Raw genomic sequence first — 18575 nt, forward strand, 5'->3', positions numbered from 1 at the left:
TGTTTTTTATTCATTATTATCTATTTTGATAACATTGCATTTCTTTTTTGCAAAGCACAGAAATATTAACAATGTATTAATTTCTTGATAAATGGTAAATCTTTAGGATATAGTGAACCCGCGAGGGGAATCATCTGAAAATATGAATTTTTCTATCGCATAAAGAAAGTGCGGTGTGATTTTTGGTAGTAAATACTCAATTAGAAATAAGCGGGCTGACAAATGCTTTTAAATAGCAAAGAAAAGTTTACTTTCATTCTTAATTCAACATTTCAATTTCTTGCTGTCGTTATTGTATCCCAGTTATTGGTATCTTGCTGCGCAAGCGAAACAGCACATTTTGTAATAAGAAGTTTTTACAATAATAGAGCTACTGAGGTAAAAACTACCGTTCTTCCTAATCCTAACAAAAATTCCAGTGGGCAAAACCAGTCAAAAGAAAAGAAAAGGGGGCGAGCTGTTGTCGGTAAACCTTACCAAATAAAAGGAAAATGGTATTATCCGCAAAATGACCCAACCTACAAACGTGTTGGAGAAGCGTCATGGTATGGTTCAGATTTTCATGGGCGTTTAACCGCAAATGGTGAGGTCTATGATATGAATCTCTTGACTGCTGCTCATCCCACAATGCCGTTACCCAGTTATGCTCGTGTTACGAATCTCAAAAATGGATCTTCCATCATCGTTAGAGTGAATGATCGTGGTCCTTTTATGAAAGATAGAATCATTGATTTATCAAAGCAAGCTGCAGAGATACTTGGTTATGCAAATGTAGGTGTAGCAAATGTTAAAGTGGAATATATTTCTGAAGCGCCTATTGGTCATTATGATGGCGCTTATTTAATGGCTTCTTACACATCAGGAAGTGATGTTTCATCCTCATTAACATTAGCGGATCTTTCAAAAGAAAAAGAAAAGATCGTACTCGAAAGACTTGATGCTGATCTGCAAAGGCGATTGGAAAAAGCTATAAGTAAACAAAAACAGTCCAATAAAACTTTTTCAGTAAAATTACCGGAAAGTGGTCCAGTTTTGATTAGTAAGCCAATGCTCTTTGAGAAAGTGGCTTTTATAAACAAACCAATCAAGAAAATAAGAGTTAACTGATTACGGCTCTTTATAAGAAAGAGTGATGTTTGTTTTTGATATGTTTTCAGGTTATAGATGATCAAAATTTATTCATTATAATAAACTTTTTAGTTTAAATGAAGAAGTGTGCTTTTTATTGTATGAAACAAAGAGAGCACTTTTAATGCATAAAATTCAAAATAAATCTTACTTGAGAAACGAACATGAAAGTATAGTATATCGATTCATTTTGATAATGCTGTGCAAAAGTAGAGACTTGTTTTCATTCTTGTGATGGGATTATCCATTTGCAGTCAAACAAATCTTTTCTTGTATAAGAAGATTCTTTATGCTGCTTCTTAAAGATGGGAGAAGCGGTTATGCATACGACATTAAGGGTTTTGTTCACCTTATTGGGGATATTGATATTGGATGGGTGGGGGAGAGCACAGGATTTTCAAAATTCTGCATCACAGTTACTGTTAATAGATAATGACACAGATACAATACTTTCTGAAAAACAAAGTGATATTGCTTTTTTTCCAGCTTCGTTAACAAAATTGATGACAGCTGAAGTCATATTTTATCAATTAAAAGAAGGTTTATTAAGCAGTACACAAAAATTTAAGGTGAGTGAAAATGCGTGGCACAAAGGTGGAGCTCCTTCTGGTACAACCACTATGTTTGCAAAAGTAAAGACAGAAATTAGTGTTTCTGATCTTTTGCGTGGTCTCATTATTGTCAATGGAAATGATGCTGCCATTATCCTTGCTGAGGGCATAGCCGGAAATGAGGCTAATTTCGCAAAACTGATGAATCAGAGAGCCAAAATGATCGGGTTATCACATAGTCATTTTGTTAATGCAACAGGGCTTCCGGAGGAGGGACAATTTGTGACATTGCGCGATATGATGATATTAGCACGTCATATTGTTCATGAATATCCCGATTATTATACACTTTACCGCGAACCTCATTTTACGTGGAATAATATTTTTCAACGTAATAAAAATCCTCTTATTTCCAAAGAAATTGGTGTAGAAGGATTTGGTTTTGGCTATAGTAAAGATGAAGGTTTTTCAATGATTGTTTCTGTTTATAACAATCATCGACGTCTTTTTTTAGCAATAAATGGTTTGCAAGAGGGTAAAGGGCATACAAAAGAAGTAGAACACATTCTTCAATGGGGAATGACAGCCTTTGATCTTAAAACAATTTTTAGCGAAGGAGAAACCGTTGGCTATGCTTCTGTTTATGGTGGGACGCAAAATTCTGTTTCTCTTATTGTTAAAGAGCCGGTAAGTTTTATGCTTTCGAATGAAAAAAAGAGGAATGTTAAAGCAAAAATTAAATATCATGGTCCATTAAAAGCTCCTATCCTTTTAGGACAACCGGTCGGTGTTCTGCAAATTTTAGAAGATAAAAGGATTCTTCTCGAAAAAACTGTTTTTGCTGGAAACAATGTTCAGGAAGGAAGCTTTTTTGCAAAAGTTAGAAATGCATTCTATGAAATAACAATTGGATGGTTACGGAAATATTTATAGTACAGGCTTTTAAGGATTAAGGTTTATAGGTGTCAGGTTATTTTATTACATTTGAAGGGGGGGAGGGCGCAGGAAAAACAACGCAAATTTCTTTGCTTTCTGAGTTTCTCTCGAGCCAAGGTTATGATGTTATTACAACACGAGAACCTGGCGGAACAGCAGGTGCTGAAGCAATTCGATATGCTTTGTTGTCAGGGAAGGCACAACAATACGGTCCTTTCATGGAAGCTGTTTTGTTTACAGCTGCACGCGCAGACCATGTTAGTGAAGTGATCGCGCCTTCTTTACAAAAAGGCAAAGTGATCTTATGCGATCGTTTTATTGATTCTACACGAGTTTATCAAGGACAGAATGATAAGGTAAACTCTTCCATTCTTTCTGTTTTAGAATGTATAGCGCTTAATGGAATAAGGCCTCATCTAACGTTTTTATTAGATATATCAGCAACATATGGTATGAAACGTGCAAAAGTGCGAAGAAAGGAAACTGAAACGATTGATTATTTTGAAAAAGATAATTTAGAAATTCAAGAACAAAGGCGCCAAGCTTTCTTGCAATTAGCAAAGCAGGAGCCTCATAGATTTCGTGTGATTGATGCCACCGATGCTGTGGAAACTATCGCACAGAAAATAAAAAATATTTGTCATCAGCTATTGTTGGATCAACTTTTATGAGTGATGTAAATATTTTGCGCCAATATGACGATATCGATTCAGTTTTATCCTTTTCACAGAATAATGTGATTTTTGGTCATGAGGCTGCTCGTCATTTTTTGGCACAAATGCGTGAGGAGGGGCGTTTACATCATGCTTTATTATTTGAAGGAGAGCGTGGTATTGGAAAAGCCACATTAGCATTTCACCTTGCTTGGAATATTTTAAGCTCTCAGAAGGGGAACTTTTTACAACCAGAGCATAATTCCATTACATGGCATAAAATGACGCAAGGATGTCATCCTGGGCTTTTATACATTTCACGTCGCTTCGATTTAAAAACACAAAAGTTTAAAACAGGGATACTCATTGATGACATTCGTGATGTTATGCATTTTTTAAACCAAACATCACAAGACAATGGATGGCGTATTGTTATTATTGATCCCGCAGAAGATATGAATAGAAGTGCGGCGAATGCAATTCTTAAAACACTTGAGGAACCTCCTGCGAAAACTTTATTCATTATCATCACACATTCTTCAGGAAGATTGCTCCCAACAATTCGTTCACGATGCCAGCAGTTTTCTTTGCGACCATTGTATGATGATGAGATGAAAAAAGTCATTACACATATTTTTTTAAATCAAGATTTACCTGATGAAGAAACTCTTCAAATGATTATTCAAAGAGCCAAAGGAAATCCTAGAAAAGCTGCTTTACTTCTTTGCCATGGCGGTTTTGAAATTGTTAAAACTCTGGATACTCTTTTGGAGCAATCTGTTTGTAATCCAGCTGTTGTACATATTCTTGCACAAACACTTTCCTCTCTTTCTTCTATGATTCAATTTCAACAATTCTGTGGTGAAATTCTTGATAAAATTCAAAAAAAAGCTATCATACTTGTTGAAAAGGGAGAGTTAAATCTCTCAAAAAAATGCGCGCAACTGTGGCAGGAGATTCATCAAGAAATAGGAGAAATACAATCATTTAATCTTGATAAGAAGCAGTTCATTATTAACTTGCTTTTTAAAGTGCATAAGATCATGCATGAAGATGAGCTTTTTCCGTGACAATGTAATTAACAGGCGTTATGTCAAGATATCTTTTATAGCGTTTTACAAAACGAGTATGACATGCATGACACGTATTACATAACAACTCCCATTTTTTATCCTAATGGCACTCCACATATTGGGCACGCCTATAGTGCAATTGCAAGTGATGTCTTCGCCCGTTTTCAACGGTTAGATGGGAAAAATGTATTTTTTCTCTCTGGTACGGATGAGCACGGCTTAAAAATGCAACAAACAGCAGCAACATTAAACATGACACCTCAGCAACTCGCAGATCGTAATAGTGCTATGTTTCAAAAAATGCTTACAGTCTTAAATTGTTCTCATGATGATTTCATCCGTACAACAGAAGAGCGCCATTATAAAGCTTGTCAAGAAATTTGGAAAAAAATGGAGGAAAATGGCGACATTTATCTTGGTCGTTATAGTGGTTGGTATTCCGTTCGTCAGGAAGCATATTATGAAGAGAAAGATACTGAAGTTGGAGAAGACAACATCCGTCGCGAAAAGGAGTTAGGCTCTCCGGTTGAGTGGAACGAAGAGGAAAGTTATTTTTTTAGACTTTCCCGTTATGAAACGATCCTTCTTGAATATTATGAAAAACACCCTGATTTTGTTGCTCCAGTTGAACGGCGTAACGAAGTTATCAGTTTTATCAAATCGGGTTTAAAAGATATTTCTATTTCACGGACAAGCTTTAATTGGGGCGTTGCTGTTCCAAATAATCGAAAGCATGTGATGTATGTTTGGGTCGATGCGCTTACCAATTATCTCTCAGCAATTGGTTTTTTTGATGAAAATGCGACAAAACGTCATTTTTGGCCTGCAAATACGCATATCATTGGAAAAGATATTCTTCGTTTTCATGCCATCTATTGGCCAGCATTTTTAATGTCCGCTGGAATTGAATTGCCTAAGCATATTTTTGCTCATGGTTTTTTGCTCAATCGTGGTGCAAAAATGTCAAAGTCCATTGGAAATGTCGTTGATCCTTTTGAACTCGTTGATCACTATGGTCTTGATCAGTTTCGTTATTTTCTGCTTCGTGAGGTACCATTTGGACAAGATGGCAGTTATAGCCATGAGAGTTTTGTAAATCGCATTAATGCAGACCTTGCTAATGATCTTGGGAATTTAGCACAGCGTTCCTTATCTATGATTGCCAAAAATTGCCATGCAAAAGTTCCTATAGCAGCGGCTTTTTTAAGCCAAGATGAACAGCTTTTAGAACAATCTCTTCAAGCGCTTGAGCTTGTGCGTGAAGCCATGTCTTCTCACGAGATGCATTTAGCACTTTCCGCTATCTTTTCAGTCGTAGCAGATGCTAATCGCTATTTTGCTAGTGAACAACCTTGGAGTTTACGGAAAAATAACCCAGAAAGATTTTCTACAGTTCTTTACATAACTGCAGAAACATTGCGGCGAATAGGAATTATGCTTTTGCCTTTCATACCACACTCAGCAGCCAAACTTCTCGACAGCCTTGCTATTCCTGAAAATAATCGGTCATTATATCATATAAGTCATGCAAAAATTCAAGAAGGTCTTGATCTTCCACCACCAGAACCAATCTTTCCCCGTTATATTTTGAAGAAAGATGAGAATCATCATGCTCATTGATACACATTGCCATCTTGATTTTGAAGATTTTTCACAAGATTTGGATGGGGTTATCCAACGGGCTTTAGATGTTGATGTTGAACGTATGATAACGATTTCAACACATGTTCGTAAATTGGATAAGCTTTTAGCAATTGCGCAGACTTATGATCAAGTGTTTTGTTCCGTTGGGACACATCCCAATAGTGCCCATGAAGAACAAAATATTACAGCTGAAGAGCTTATTCACCTCTCAAAGCATCCTAAAATTGTTGCATTTGGGGAGGTAGGACTTGATTATTATTATGATTATTCTTCGCCAGAAGAGCAAAAGAAAGTTTTTCAGGAACATATCATCGCTTCTCGAGAAACACAGCTGCCTCTTGTTATACATTCACGCAATGCTGATTCAGATATGGAAAAAATATTACGCGAACAAATAAAAGAAGGTACTTTTCCATTTGTACTTCATTGTTATTCCTCTGGAATGCAATTGGCTCGTGCAGGCATTGAACTTGGTGGTTATCTTTCTTTTTCAGGTATTCTGACTTTTAAAAATGCGCTTGAGATCCGTGAGATAGCAAAAACTATACCTCATGACTATTTATTGGTGGAAACAGATGCACCATTTTTAGCCCCTGTTCCTCATCGAGGAAAAACAAATGAACCCTCTTTTGTACGCTATACAGCGGCTATTTTAGCTGAAACAATTGGTTTAAGTCTTGAAGAAATAGCTCAGATTACAACGCAAAATGCTTTTCGTTTATTTAGCAAAATGAAATAAGGCAAAAGCTATGTTTGATCGATACCGTTTCACAATATTAGGCTGTGGTCCCTCTCCGGGAGTGCCACGCCCCAATGGTGATTGGGGAGCTTGTGATCCTCATAACCCTAAAAATAAACGCTACAGAAGTGCTTTGTTAGTGGATCGCATTAAACCATCAGGAAAAAAAACAACAATTGTTATTGACACTGGTCCAGACTTTAGATCACAAATGATCAACGCCCGTGTAAATCATCTTGACGCTGCACTTTATACGCATTTTCATGCAGATCATATTCATGGTATTGATGATTTACGCAGTTATGCACTCGCACAAAAATGTTTAATCGATATTTACGCAGATAATTTTACACTCAAACATTTAAAAAATGCTTTTGGATATTGTTTCCAAGCTCCCAAAGATTCATCTTATTCACCTATTTTAAAAGAACATCTTATCAATGAAGATAGTCAACTTAGAATTCACGGGCAGGGTGGGACGATAACTGTCAATACGCATTTACAATGTCATGGTAATATTCATTCTTTAGGTTTTCGTATTGGTAATGTTGCTTACTGTACAGACGTTAGCAAATTTCCTGAAAAAACATTACCTAAACTCATGAACTTAGATGTTCTCATTATTGAGGCTCTTCAATTTGAAGCGCATCCAAGTCATCTTTCCGTTGATCAAGCATTACAATGGATAAAATATTTACAGCCCAAACAAGCCATCCTCACACATATGGACAGATCGCTTGATTACAATAAGGTGGTAAACTCTGTTCCACCGCATGTTAAACCTGCATATCAAGGACTTATTTTTGAAACAGATGCATAAATCTAGAAAACACATATTTCTTGTTAACTAAAATCTTCTTGAATAGTCTTATCTTTCCTTTACTTCATTTTTGTCTTATTTGTGTTATTTTTATGTTAAAAGTGAGGTTTCTTATGTATAGATGGTTTACGCGGGCAATATGTATTATCATTTCAGCGATTTCCTTATCCGCATGTGGGGGGCGTCTAGAAAAAAATATTTCAGTTACAACAATACATGATGGTGCAATGAGTTGTGCTGATATTCAACGAGAATTTTATGCTAATAAACGTCAGATTAATGACACTATTATAGAGCGTTCTAAAGCAAGAGGTAAAAATGCAGCTTTAGCTGCAACGGGTGTTATATTTTTACCTGCTCTGTTTTTTATAGATGCAAAATCAAGTGAAAGCAATGAGATTTCGGCTTTAAATAACCGAAATGCTGTTTTGAGTGATCTTGCACATATAAAACGTTGTAAATTAGCACAGTAATTCTTTTATTTTATTATACATATTGTTTTTTAGCTTTAAGTAATTTTGTTTTTTACTTAAAGCTATTTTTTTAACTATGCCAATTTAATAAATAAATTAAACAATGCCTTATTATTGACATATTTTTGTTTAAAAAGTGAAAATATGCGACATAAATATGATTATGTGTCTAAAGTAGGATTCATATTGTTTTTTATTTGGCAACGATCTTCTTCTTATCGTAATCATATTATCGCATAATATATATTATGGAACTTTTAATAGAAAGGATATATTTTAATGGCAGCAGCAGCACTTTGGGGAACGATAGCATCATTACTATGGATATTTTCAACAAAAGCCACTAGTCCTTGGGATTTATGGTGGGTACCTTTTTCTTAAGAAAAAACTTTTGACCTTTAAGATTTTAAATCGGACCAGAAATAACTGGTCCGAAAACTTAAGTCGCAATGTTTTTTATCTAATCGTCTTTTGTACGATTTCTTTTTAAAAAGATTATCATTTGTAGTATCATAAAAATGAGAAATAATATTCCATAAAATAGCAGTACAAAAGATTGATCAATAGAATTGGCATAATACATCGTTAATATTTCGGTTAGTGCTGCAATGCACCATAAAACAATTCCCCACAGCGAATACATCCAAAGTCCAATTAAGGCGATAGGATAAACAATAGCTAATGTGGCAGATGCGAACTGCCAGTGCCATGGCATAAGGTCAAAACGCCATAAAGAGTTTGGAAATACACCAACAAGACATATCCAATAAAAAATACTTAAGCTTAAGCAAATGAGTGCTAAAAATCGCAAATAACATTTGTAAATTAAATGGATTCTTGAAATCTGTTTTTGAGGATGCGTTTTCAAAATAATAATTCTTTTTCAATAGGTTTGAAGTAAGCATCTATCATTTCATCTGTTACATGTGAAAGTTTATCTGGTTGCCATTTCGGTGTTTTATCCTTATCAATCAACATTGCACGTATTCCTTCATAGAAGTCATGAGAATTAATCATATGATGCGCAATACGATTTTCAATTCTTATACAATCTTCCAAAGTTTGAGGTGGATTTTGTTTCATTTGTTTCCAAATAACTTTTAAACTTGTTGGAGAACGTACCTGTAAAATATCGTAACATTCTTTAGCAAATAAAATACCTTCATCGCTTTTTTTTTGAAGCAATTCAAGACATTCCTCCAACGTATGAGCACTAAAACACGTCCTGATAATACAACGTGTTTCATGACTTGTTTCATAGTCTTTTGTAATTGCTCGCTCGCCTAAAACTAATTTCGGATCTCCTTGTTCAATAATCGCCTTTCTAATATATTTTAATTCAATTTCAGGAACAGCATGTGTTGCTAATTTTAAATTTAAACAATCTCCCCATTTTATGCCTGCGCCGGTCAATGCAAGATAAATACCAAAATGATCTGGAAGAGACGGTAAAAAGAAGCTTGCACCAACATCTGGAAAAAATCCAATAGCACCTTCAGGCATAGCAAAGAGTGTATTTTCTGTAACAATTCGATGAGAACCGTATAGAGAAATACCTACCCCTCCTCCCATCCAAATACCATTCAAAAAAGAAATATAAGGTTTGGGGAAACGTTTAATATAAGCATTTAAGCGATATTCATCGCTAAAATATTGGTAAGAAGAGGTTTTTTTTCCCATATGGTAAATTTCTACAACATCCCCACCAGCACAAAAAGCACGCCCCTCTCCTTCAACTAAAATGCAAGAAACTTCATCATCTGTTTCCCATGTGCTAAGAGCTTTTTTAAAAGCCAAAACCATTCGCCCATTAAGAGCATTTAATGCTGAAGGACGTGTAAGCCTTATGATACCAGCATGGCCCTCTTTTGTAAAAGAAATGTCATCACCTGCTCCAAAATCAATTTGCATCTTATCCCCGTTCTAAAATATCTATTTTATTGTTTTATTATACTTTTTTCTCCTAATTTGGGAAATAATTGCATGATGGCACCAATACAATATATATAAATTCCTGTAATTGAAATACCTATCTTAACCCATGATGGAGCATCTAATTGGTAAAAAAATGCTGCACCCGCAAAGGAACACCATAAAAGAAAAATAGGAAAATTAAGCTTACGCAAGCGAATAACTCTCACTGGATGGATAAAATAAATTGGTAAAAAAGATATGATCGCCGATAAAGCAATAATGGTAAAAGTGATCCATTCTCCTGGTCTTAAGACAAAAAGTGTAAAAACCATCATATTCCAAACCACAGGAAATCCTTTGAAAAAATTTTCTTTAGTTTTCATTCCAGTATCTGCGTAATAAATAGCTGATGAAATGACAATAATTGCACTCAATAAAAATGATAATCCTGAACCTATTAAACCGCTTTGATAAAGCGCAAAAGCTGGAATTAAAACATAGGTGACATAATCAATGATATTATCTAAAAGTTCCCCAGACCATGTTGGGAGTACGTATTTAACGTCAAGTTTGCGTGCAATTGGACCATCTATACCATCAACGAGGAGCGCAAGCCCAAGCCAACAAAACATAGCATTCCATTCTTTTTGAGATGCAGAGATAAGGGAAAGAAATGCTAAAAATGATCCTGACGCTGTTAGTAAATGAACAGAAAAAGCTTTTGCTTGTGGCATCGTTACTTTTTTGTGACGCAGACGATCAGCATTTTTTTTGATTTTTTTTGTTAGCTTACGTTTCAAAATTTTCTTATCCTCGTCTTTTAAATTTTCATTCATCTACCAACACACCATTTTTACCCATTGTATAATTTATCGTAAAAAAATCATAAAAAGGTTACTTTTTTATATCGCATTACTTATTACATAATATAATAGAAGGATTTCATACAATAAAAAGAGATTGTTGATTTAGAAAAGTTAAAATATTTAGTAAATGAAAAAAGGCTCAAGTCGTTGTGACATTTGAAAAAAACGAATATAAAAACATCGCTGTTATTGGTGCTGGCCCAGTCGGTATGTTAGCAGCACTTCTTCTTGCACATAAAAGCTATTCTGTTTATCTTATTGGACCACCCGCTCATGCAGGTGAATTACGGACAACTGCTCTTATGATGCCAGCAGTGCGTATGCTACAAAAACTTAATATTTGGAATGTTCTTAAAGAACATGCAGCGGCTTTATCTTTTATTAGAATTATAGATATCACTTCTAGGATTGTGCACGCTCCTAGCGTCAGTTTTTCTTCTGCTGAAATTGGTGAAGAGGCTTTTGGTTATAATATCCCTAATGTAGAGTTAAACAACGCTTTAATTACTGCTGTTGAGCATATGCCCAATATTATAAGATTTGTTTCTTTGGCAAAATCTTTTCAACAGAAAGACGGTCATGTACACATTACGCTTGCAGATGATAAAATTATCCAAACATCACTTGTTGTTGCTGCTGATGGGCGGCACTCTCTAGCACGAGCAGCTGCGGGTATTGCTACCAGACAGTGGAACTATCCACAAAAAGCTCTTGTTCTCAATTTTTCTCATGATTTTTCTCATCAAAATACATCAACTGAATTTCATACAGAACATGGTCCATTGACGCAGGTTCCACTACCAGGAAAAAAATCCAGTCTTGTATGGGTTGTTAGTTCTTCTCGTGCGGAAGAATTGTTAAATATGGAAGAAACAGAAATTGCAAAAATAATCGAAGAGCAGATGCAATCAATGCTTGGAACACTCACATTAGAAACACCAATTCAAGCATGGCCTCTTTCAGGACTTATCTCTCATCGTTTTGCAGCCAACCAAACGGTTTTAGTGGGTGAAGCAGCCCATGTTTTTCCTCCCATTGGAGCCCAAGGATTGAATTTAGGATTTCGTGATGTTGAAACTTTGATTGATGTTTTACCTAACCAAATATCTGATTTTCATTCTAAAATAATTGTTGCCCATTATAATAAATACCGCCGACCTGATATATTGATCCGAAGTGGATCTGTTCATATGCTCAACTCTTCTTTACTTTCTAATAGGCTGCCTATCCACATTATACGAAGTATTGGACTTGGATTATTACGCAATTGCTCACCGTTACGTAATTTATTTATGCGAGAAGGAATGTACCCTGGATACGGCTTTAAAGAAATTATGCAAATCTTCCCAATCAAATCACCTAAACAACTCCATTGAAATAAAACGATGGAACATAACAGAAAAAACAAGTGTTAATTCCTCATTCCCTTGGGAAGAATTATTTGATGTATTTATATGTATTGTCATGCATAAGAATATACTATTTTCATAAATAGCGTGCGTGAAAAGCTTTTGTACAATCCAAATTATGAGATGTTCAGAAGATATATCCTACCCGCGTTTATAAAAATATCAAAAATCAGACTTTTTTATTAAAAAATAATAGCAGAATTTGATAAATCGCCTCCCCTCTCATAATAAAATAAAGAAAAAACGTTTTTTGCTAATTAACGTAAATTTTAAAAAACTTTCTTCATTAAGTACACCATTGAAAATAAAATAGCTTTGGGAACTTGTTGGCAATACAAAGGTTAATGAAGTATTGTTTCAACAGATGGTAATAAGATGAGATTAAGTAAAATTTTAAAATCAAGTATTCTTTTTATAATAATTCTATGCCTCTCATCTATAGTCACTGCTTCAATAAGTAAGGTTTTTTATGCTCCCTATTGTAAAGCTTCTGCATATAGCTTTACGAAAGATATTACTAAACCAGGACAAAATTCATTTACTGCTTTGCAAATTAAAAATTGTCTCATACAAAATGGTTTTACAAATATTAAACGATTGCGTCTTGATGATAAAGGTATTTGGCGCGCTTTGGTAGAGTTTAAAAGGGGGCTTTTTCTCATATCAATTGATTATTCTGGAACAGTTAGTATTCAAAATAAAAGAAAAAAATATGATTCATTTTAAAACTTATAGCAATATTGATTCCCATAACTGTAAGAGATTTTTTTTAAAAAATTTTTTGGATTTCCTCAAAGAGCCCGCTTTTATAGGAAGTTTAAATGGTAGTTTATCAGGAGCAGTTGCTGCAATTCTCGCAACTTATGGTTATATTGCTCTGCCAGGATTTGGTCCAATTATTACAATGGGGATAGGTTTAGCATTTTTCATCGGAATAATAATCGGTGCAATGATAGGATCAATAATAGGTATTTTCGTCGGTGCATTTTATTCTTTTATGGAATATTTATATAGACTACGATAGTTATTTCTCTTACGACTTTCATAAGCATATTGTTATGAACATCTGTACCATATATTATGAATATCGTACGAGCGAAATTATCTCAAAAGTTCCTTATTTGATTTTGCACAATATCTTAAAAAATCTGTTTTTTAAAAACACCTCTTGAAGAAATGGAGGTGAAATATAGTTATAACTCTATAAAAGCTGCATTATTTTGATAAATAGGATTAATCCTTTGAAATATACTAGCGTATAAAGAAAGCCGTTTTGAACTTAGAGCGTTTTTCTATTAATTATAATTTTCAAAAAAAAGTATAATTAATATAGTTTAAGAAGAAATATATTATATTTATAAAGTATAGATGCGATTTTATATTTAATATGTAAAACAAAAGTATAAAAGGTGTTATATGAATAAAAAATGCCTTCTCTTATCCTCACTTGTGATTTTTACTTATCATTCTGCTGCATTAGCAAATTCTATGCAAGTAAAGATTTATGAGCTAGAAAAGAACGACATAAAAAAAGCTATTGGTATAATTGAAATTGAAGAAAATAGTCGTGGTTTAATTTTCACACCTAATTTGTCTAGCTTACCAGAAGGTTTGCACGGTTTTCATATGCACGAAAACCCTTCATGTGATATGAAAGACGGTGTCGTTGGTGCTGCTGCAGGTGGACACTACGACCCTGAACATACCAATAAACATCTTGGCCCCTATAATACTCATGGCCATTTGGGTGATTTACCAGCACTTTATGTTGATGATAAAGGGCAATCAACAATGAGCGTTCTTGCTCCACGAATTAAAAAAATCTCTGAAATAAAAAAACATTCTCTAATAATTCATTTAGGAGGAGATAACCAATCAGATAAACCATTACCGCTTGGTGGGGGTGGCGCGCGTTTAGCATGCGGTATTATTGAAGAATAAGCCTCTTATAAGCTATTTAAAGTCTGTAATTTTTTGTAAAAGATGGAGGAATTTATGTCTATTTCTGATATATTCGTAATCTAAAATTTTTAATTAATCTGCCAATCTAAACAAAATATTTTTGGTAGTGAAACCAAAAGCTTTTCCCCTTTGAATGCTACTTTTTGTTGCTCTCAAAAACAATATACAGCTAATGAAAGAGTTATTTTTAAGGAGCTAATAAATACATTTTCAAAATGTAATGAGCAATTTTTTTTGAGAATGATAAAAACTAGCAGGATATTCTTATGGGAAATGATCCCAATCAGACTGGCGAATCTCACCAGTTTGATAAAATTGACGAATAAGTTTAATATAATGAGAAAAGTCTTTGTTTTCCTCTAGCAATCTATTAGCAGTATCCCAATTAATTTCATTACGCTCTTTCGCAGGTATCATAATTTGGCTTTCAGAAAAGTTTTCTCTATCAAGTCTTATAAATCCAATTCCATGTAAACACGCAAGCATCCGAAGTTCTTTTAACGTATCAACGCCTGCTATCTCACTAGCGACTAGATAACTAAAATTAGCCCATGAAGAATTGCTAACCGTTTGAAAAAATACTTGTCGTACATTTGAGCGATTGATGAGAATTTTTACTTCAAAAGACCAAAGTTTTGTTTTTTTATCAAAATATTGTAGAACACAATCTTTAATTTCACGATGCCATTCTTTACTTAAATCTTGTATTCCTACAAGATCTGGATAAAGCCATTTATTCCCACCAGAGCCGTGTTTATTACGAGAATGTTTTTCATTAATCCGTTTGCTATAAACTTCAAGCTCTGACCATAAAAATTTAGATAACAATGGATAAAGATCATGTTCTTTAACGCTATCATCTGTCTTAGACGTCGTAATGCTCTCTATTTCATCAATTTCAGCACTATCTGTTGATTGGGTGAAATAATACTGCCGCGGACGTCCTTCAGTGGTTTTAATTTCGGGATGACGCTTTTGTAAGTGCGGACGCTTAGACCCTATTTCAGCAACAACTTGCTGAATAAGAGCCGTATCACTATTAAGAGGCATAACTGTTGCAGTTGAACGCTTTTGTTTTTTACGACAAGCATCTCGGTAATTTTCGAATATCCATTGAGCGATTTCGCGAGCGGTAAACTTTTTTGTTGGGTTTTGTTTTAAAAAATTAAAAGTAATGTTTGTTAAGTCTAAAGCCATACATCAAATCATCCATTTTATCTGCTGTTATATTTTATTTCATTGCGCTTCAATTTTACAAGAGAAAGAGTAATAAATAGTTCAGTTTTTTAAAATATTTTATTTGTATCTATTAAGTTATCAAATGAAGTTCAGAAAGAATGAATAATTTTTTGATTTAAGAATTTTATAGTGTTTAAAAAGCAATAGCATAAGAAGTAAAAATAGGATTCAGATACTTAATTCAGCTTATCATTCATAAATAAAAAAAACTTATGAGATAGTGAACTCTGCACACAAACCTTCAAAACTGCTGTTTGCCTTAATAGAGTCATGCGGAATAAGAACATAATACCATGGTTTTCCGTCATGCGTGACAGAATAATGCGTTGCATGACGACACCATTGAACTGCTGCTTTTCTTTTTTTCAAAACAATAGAATTTTGCATTTCAGATGCTCTTTTAGGCTCACAAAGATATTTTGCATCTTTTGTTTCTACAACAAAGTCTGGTTCATAAGTCGATCCTTTGTTATATTCTATTTTGAAAAAACCTCGTGCAGGTTTCAACCATTTTAATACGTGTGCATCATCTTCTAATATTTGAGCAAACCGTAATTCTCCCTCTACTGAATCAAATTTTTGTAAAGGATAACAGCTTTTTGTAAAGCCCTTGAATACAAGGGCTTTAATATCGCTTTTAATGGAAGGAATACAACGAAAATCAACAGGAGATGTGCCTTGCGGTAGTGTATAGTGGATAGGCGTTAAAGTTTTAAAACCTCGCGTAATTTTAACTTCATAATTCTTTTGCGTTTCCCATTGGTGTGCTCTTAATTGAGCAACTATGAAAGTGTTTAATTTGTGCTGATAATGAATCAATACATTCTCAACGGCCGCATCATCCGGCAGATAAGATTGAAAATGGCGTACCATCTGATTTGCCAATTTTCGTAATAATGGCGTATTGTTCTCATAATCGATAAAGTCATTATCAATTAAACCGCGAATGATATAATTTTCAAGATGTGGCTCTTTAATATACTCATTCTTAGAGGTAAGGAAAATGCTTTTATGTGTACGCAACTCTCGAATTAAAAGCTCTTTACTAACAGGTTGCAAGTTTAAACTTTCCAGATTTTCTAAATCAAAATCAGAAAAACCATACGTAACCTCACGAGAAGGGATAAGCACAATATTAGGAATATCTATTGTTAATTCTGCTAAATTTTTTGTTATATTTACGATTACTTCTTGTACAAAAGCTTGTGTACTTTGAGTATCTAAAGCAAAAGTCTCTTTTGATAACTGAATAGTCTCCATAACTTCATTGCTGATTTTTTCTTGTATTGCTACCGAGCACAGCAACTGAGAATTTGGTAACGTATTATAATCTTTGATAATGTTCCAAGCGATAGTAGCAATCTTTTGCTCTTCAGTAGAGAAAATGGGCTGAGATATATTCTGTAACGTTGTATCGTTTAAATCAGATATACCCTTCATACTGGAATTACGTATTACTGTCGTTTTTAAAGTTTCTGTTGCTGCTCGGCTTGGCACGATCAGTATATCGGATTTTTCAAAAGGTATATCACCACCTGTTCCGATCTCAATATGCTTTTTAATAATTGAGTTTGGATCGTTTGCACGATCAATGATATCTTGAAAATGATCATGCGCAATAATTGTTAAACGATCAATAGCTTCTACGCCTGTTCTAGTTCCATAAGGTAAACGCAATCCTCGACCTATTGTTTGTTCAGTTAAAATTTCTGAAGCAGATGCACGCAATGGCACAATAGTATAAAGATTGGTCACATCCCATCCCTCCTTCAATTTGTTAACGTGAATAACAATTTCTGTTGGTTCATGGGGTTCTTCAATTGCAATCAAATTTCGAATATTTTTATCTTCTTCTGTATTTGACTGTTTGGAATGAATCTCTATAACTTTTCCTTTATAGGCACCCGAAAAAAAATCATCTGATTCTAATAAATTACGTAATTTCCGCGCATGTTCTGTATCTTGGGCTACAACTAAGACGAAAGGCTTAACAAATTTCTTGTTATAATCGTTAGCATAAATAATTAAATCTGCCTTCACGTTTTCGTGTGCGTGAATTGCATCTTGTAGTTTAATATACTCTAGTTGTTCAGGCGTGTAATTTTTTGCTTGAAAATCTTTACGTGTAGCAACAGCTGGCTCTTTCACAAATCCATCTCTCATAGCTTCTGCGAGTGAATAGCCATAAACAACATTTTTAAAATCCACAGGTTTTGTACCTATTGTTTTCGGTGTTGCTGTCAGTTCTATTCCTAAAACAGGTTTTAACTCATTAATTGCCGCTGCCCCCGCAGAGGCACGATAACGATGTGCCTCATCCATCAACAAAACTAAATCAGGAAGATTTGCAAGATAATCAAAATAACTTTCGCCAATCGTTTCTTGTAAACGTTTAATGCGTGGAATACTAGATTTTGTAGCGCCTTTTTTGCTGTCAACTGCATTAATTTTAGAAATATTAAAAATATTGATGAAAATTGTATCATCATGTTCAAATAAACGCTTTTGTCCGTAAAACTTCTCTGCATCAGAACGGATTCCTTTACAATTTTCGTAATCCTCACCTGTAATAATGACAGGTCTATTTACAACGAATTCATTAATTCCATTGAAGACATATTTCGGATTTTGGGGATAGAAATCCTGTTTTAATTTTTCATAAATAGTTAGATTTGGTGCTAAGATAAGAAAGTGGCGGCTGCGTTTTGTTAAATAAAGATAGCTGATAAAAGCACCCATTAGTCGTGTTTTTCCAACTCCCGTAGCTAAGGCAAAACAGAAAGAAGGAAAATCGCGTTCAAAATCTTGTACAGAAGGATAAAGATTTTTGATCACTTCTAGATCTGCAACTAAATCAGTATTTTTAGAAAGTTTGATATTTTCTAAAATTCGCACCAAAATATTTAAGGCTTCATGTTGAGGATAACGCAATGATAAGCGAGCAGAAACCCTTTTTTCAATAGCGTTCATGAGAAACTCCGCTTTTTATATTTTTTCTAAATAAATTTAATTCTTTTTGCGCAATATCTTTATCTTTCGGAAATTCGTTTACTACAGCCATTGGTTCAAGATTTGCTACATTTAAACTGTAATCATCCCTCCCCCATTCACATTTTTCTAATACAGCACGAGGAATTTTAACAAGTGTTAGATTGTCAAAAGATTCTG

General features: G+C 34.3%; 17 protein-coding genes and 1 pseudogene. 12 read left to right on the plus strand and 6 right to left on the minus strand.

The window, feature by feature from the left end:
* Positions 1-222: 222 nt before the first annotated feature.
* The 8 genes from PVV69_RS01355 (at position 223) to PVV69_RS01390 (ending at position 8017) form a co-directional block, all read left to right on the plus strand.
* Positions 223-1107, plus strand: coding sequence for a septal ring lytic transglycosylase RlpA family protein (locus PVV69_RS01355; protein ID WP_273756160.1), 885 nt, complete (start codon positions 223-225; stop codon positions 1105-1107).
* Between the two features lie 341 nt (positions 1108-1448).
* On the plus strand, positions 1449-2612 hold the full coding sequence (locus PVV69_RS01360) for a D-alanyl-D-alanine carboxypeptidase family protein (RefSeq protein WP_273756161.1): 1164 nt from the start codon (positions 1449-1451) through the stop codon (positions 2610-2612).
* Between the two features lie 29 nt (positions 2613-2641).
* Positions 2642-3286, plus strand: coding sequence for a dTMP kinase (gene tmk / locus PVV69_RS01365; protein WP_273756162.1), 645 nt, complete (start codon positions 2642-2644; stop codon positions 3284-3286).
* Positions 3283-4338, plus strand: coding sequence for a DNA polymerase III subunit delta' (locus PVV69_RS01370; protein WP_273756163.1), 1056 nt, complete (start codon positions 3283-3285; stop codon positions 4336-4338). Before tmk ends, PVV69_RS01370 begins: the two co-directional genes overlap by 4 nt.
* Positions 4339-4401: 63 nt before the next feature.
* On the plus strand, positions 4402-5961 hold the full coding sequence (gene metG / locus PVV69_RS01375) for a methionine--tRNA ligase (protein WP_273756164.1): 1560 nt from the start codon (positions 4402-4404) through the stop codon (positions 5959-5961).
* Positions 5951-6724 (plus strand): TatD family hydrolase, encoded by a 774-nt coding sequence (locus PVV69_RS01380; RefSeq protein ID WP_273720439.1) that lies wholly within the window; start codon positions 5951-5953, stop codon positions 6722-6724. Before metG ends, PVV69_RS01380 begins: the two co-directional genes overlap by 11 nt.
* Before the next feature lie 10 nt (positions 6725-6734).
* Complete coding sequence (locus tag PVV69_RS01385; RefSeq protein ID WP_273756165.1) at positions 6735-7544, plus strand: MBL fold metallo-hydrolase; 810 nt, start codon at positions 6735-6737, stop codon at positions 7542-7544.
* A gap of 113 nt (positions 7545-7657) precedes the next feature.
* A complete protein-coding gene (locus PVV69_RS01390) occupies positions 7658-8017 on the plus strand; it encodes a hypothetical protein (RefSeq protein WP_273720442.1) in 360 nt (119 codons plus the stop codon).
* 460 nt (positions 8018-8477) lie between these two features.
* On the opposite strand, the gene PVV69_RS01395 is transcribed toward PVV69_RS01390, so the two are convergent.
* Genes PVV69_RS01395 through pcsA form a run of 3 tightly spaced genes read right to left on the minus strand, consistent with a single transcriptional unit; the run spans position 8478 to position 10767 of the window.
* The gene (locus PVV69_RS01395; RefSeq protein WP_273756166.1) at positions 8478-8885 is read right to left on the minus strand and encodes a DUF6163 family protein; all 408 of its coding nucleotides are present in this window, start codon (positions 8883-8885) and stop codon (positions 8478-8480) included.
* The gene (locus PVV69_RS01400; RefSeq protein WP_273756167.1) at positions 8882-9928 is read right to left on the minus strand and encodes an enoyl-CoA hydratase/isomerase family protein; all 1047 of its coding nucleotides are present in this window, start codon (positions 9926-9928) and stop codon (positions 8882-8884) included. Before PVV69_RS01400 ends, PVV69_RS01395 begins: the two co-directional genes overlap by 4 nt.
* A 26-nt stretch (positions 9929-9954) precedes the next feature.
* Positions 9955-10767, minus strand: coding sequence for a phosphatidylcholine synthase (pcsA, locus tag PVV69_RS01405; RefSeq protein ID WP_273756168.1), 813 nt, complete (start codon positions 10765-10767; stop codon positions 9955-9957).
* A 179-nt stretch (positions 10768-10946) separates the two neighbouring features.
* On the opposite strand from pcsA, the gene PVV69_RS01410 reads away from it, so the two are divergent.
* From PVV69_RS01410 to sodC, 4 genes are all read left to right on the plus strand, one after another.
* Positions 10947-12173, plus strand: a complete 1227-nt coding sequence (locus tag PVV69_RS01410; protein ID WP_273756169.1) for a UbiH/UbiF family hydroxylase — start codon at positions 10947-10949, stop codon at positions 12171-12173.
* A gap of 408 nt (positions 12174-12581) precedes the next feature.
* On the plus strand, positions 12582-12932 hold the full coding sequence (locus PVV69_RS01415) for a hypothetical protein (protein ID WP_273756170.1): 351 nt from the start codon (positions 12582-12584) through the stop codon (positions 12930-12932).
* Positions 12919-13230 carry a hypothetical protein gene (locus tag PVV69_RS01420; RefSeq protein WP_273756171.1) on the plus strand — a complete coding sequence of 104 codons (312 nt, stop codon included), beginning with the start codon at positions 12919-12921 and terminating at the stop codon, positions 13228-13230. The genes PVV69_RS01415 and PVV69_RS01420 overlap by 14 nt, the downstream gene beginning before the upstream one ends.
* Positions 13231-13622: 392 nt before the next feature.
* The gene (gene sodC, locus PVV69_RS01425; RefSeq protein WP_273756172.1) at positions 13623-14147 is read left to right on the plus strand and encodes a superoxide dismutase [Cu-Zn] SodC; all 525 of its coding nucleotides are present in this window, start codon (positions 13623-13625) and stop codon (positions 14145-14147) included.
* A gap of 285 nt (positions 14148-14432) precedes the next feature.
* Here sodC and PVV69_RS01430 read toward each other — a convergent pair whose 3' ends face one another.
* From PVV69_RS01430 to PVV69_RS01440, 3 genes and pseudogenes are all read right to left on the minus strand, one after another.
* Positions 14433-15365: a COG2958 family protein gene (locus tag PVV69_RS01430; RefSeq protein WP_273756173.1), complete on the minus strand. Its 933-nt coding sequence runs from the start codon at positions 15363-15365 to the stop codon at positions 14433-14435.
* A gap of 252 nt (positions 15366-15617) precedes the next feature.
* Complete coding sequence (locus PVV69_RS01435; protein ID WP_273756174.1) at positions 15618-18377, minus strand: DEAD/DEAH box helicase; 2760 nt, start codon at positions 18375-18377, stop codon at positions 15618-15620.
* Positions 18364-18575 (minus strand): annotated as a pseudogene (locus PVV69_RS01440) (hypothetical protein); the annotation flags it as partial. The pseudogene PVV69_RS01440 and the gene PVV69_RS01435, both read right to left, overlap by 14 nt.

It is taken from the genome of Bartonella sp. MM73XJBT (assembly GCF_028618465.1).
Taxonomy (GTDB): Bacteria; Pseudomonadota; Alphaproteobacteria; order Rhizobiales; family Rhizobiaceae; genus Bartonella.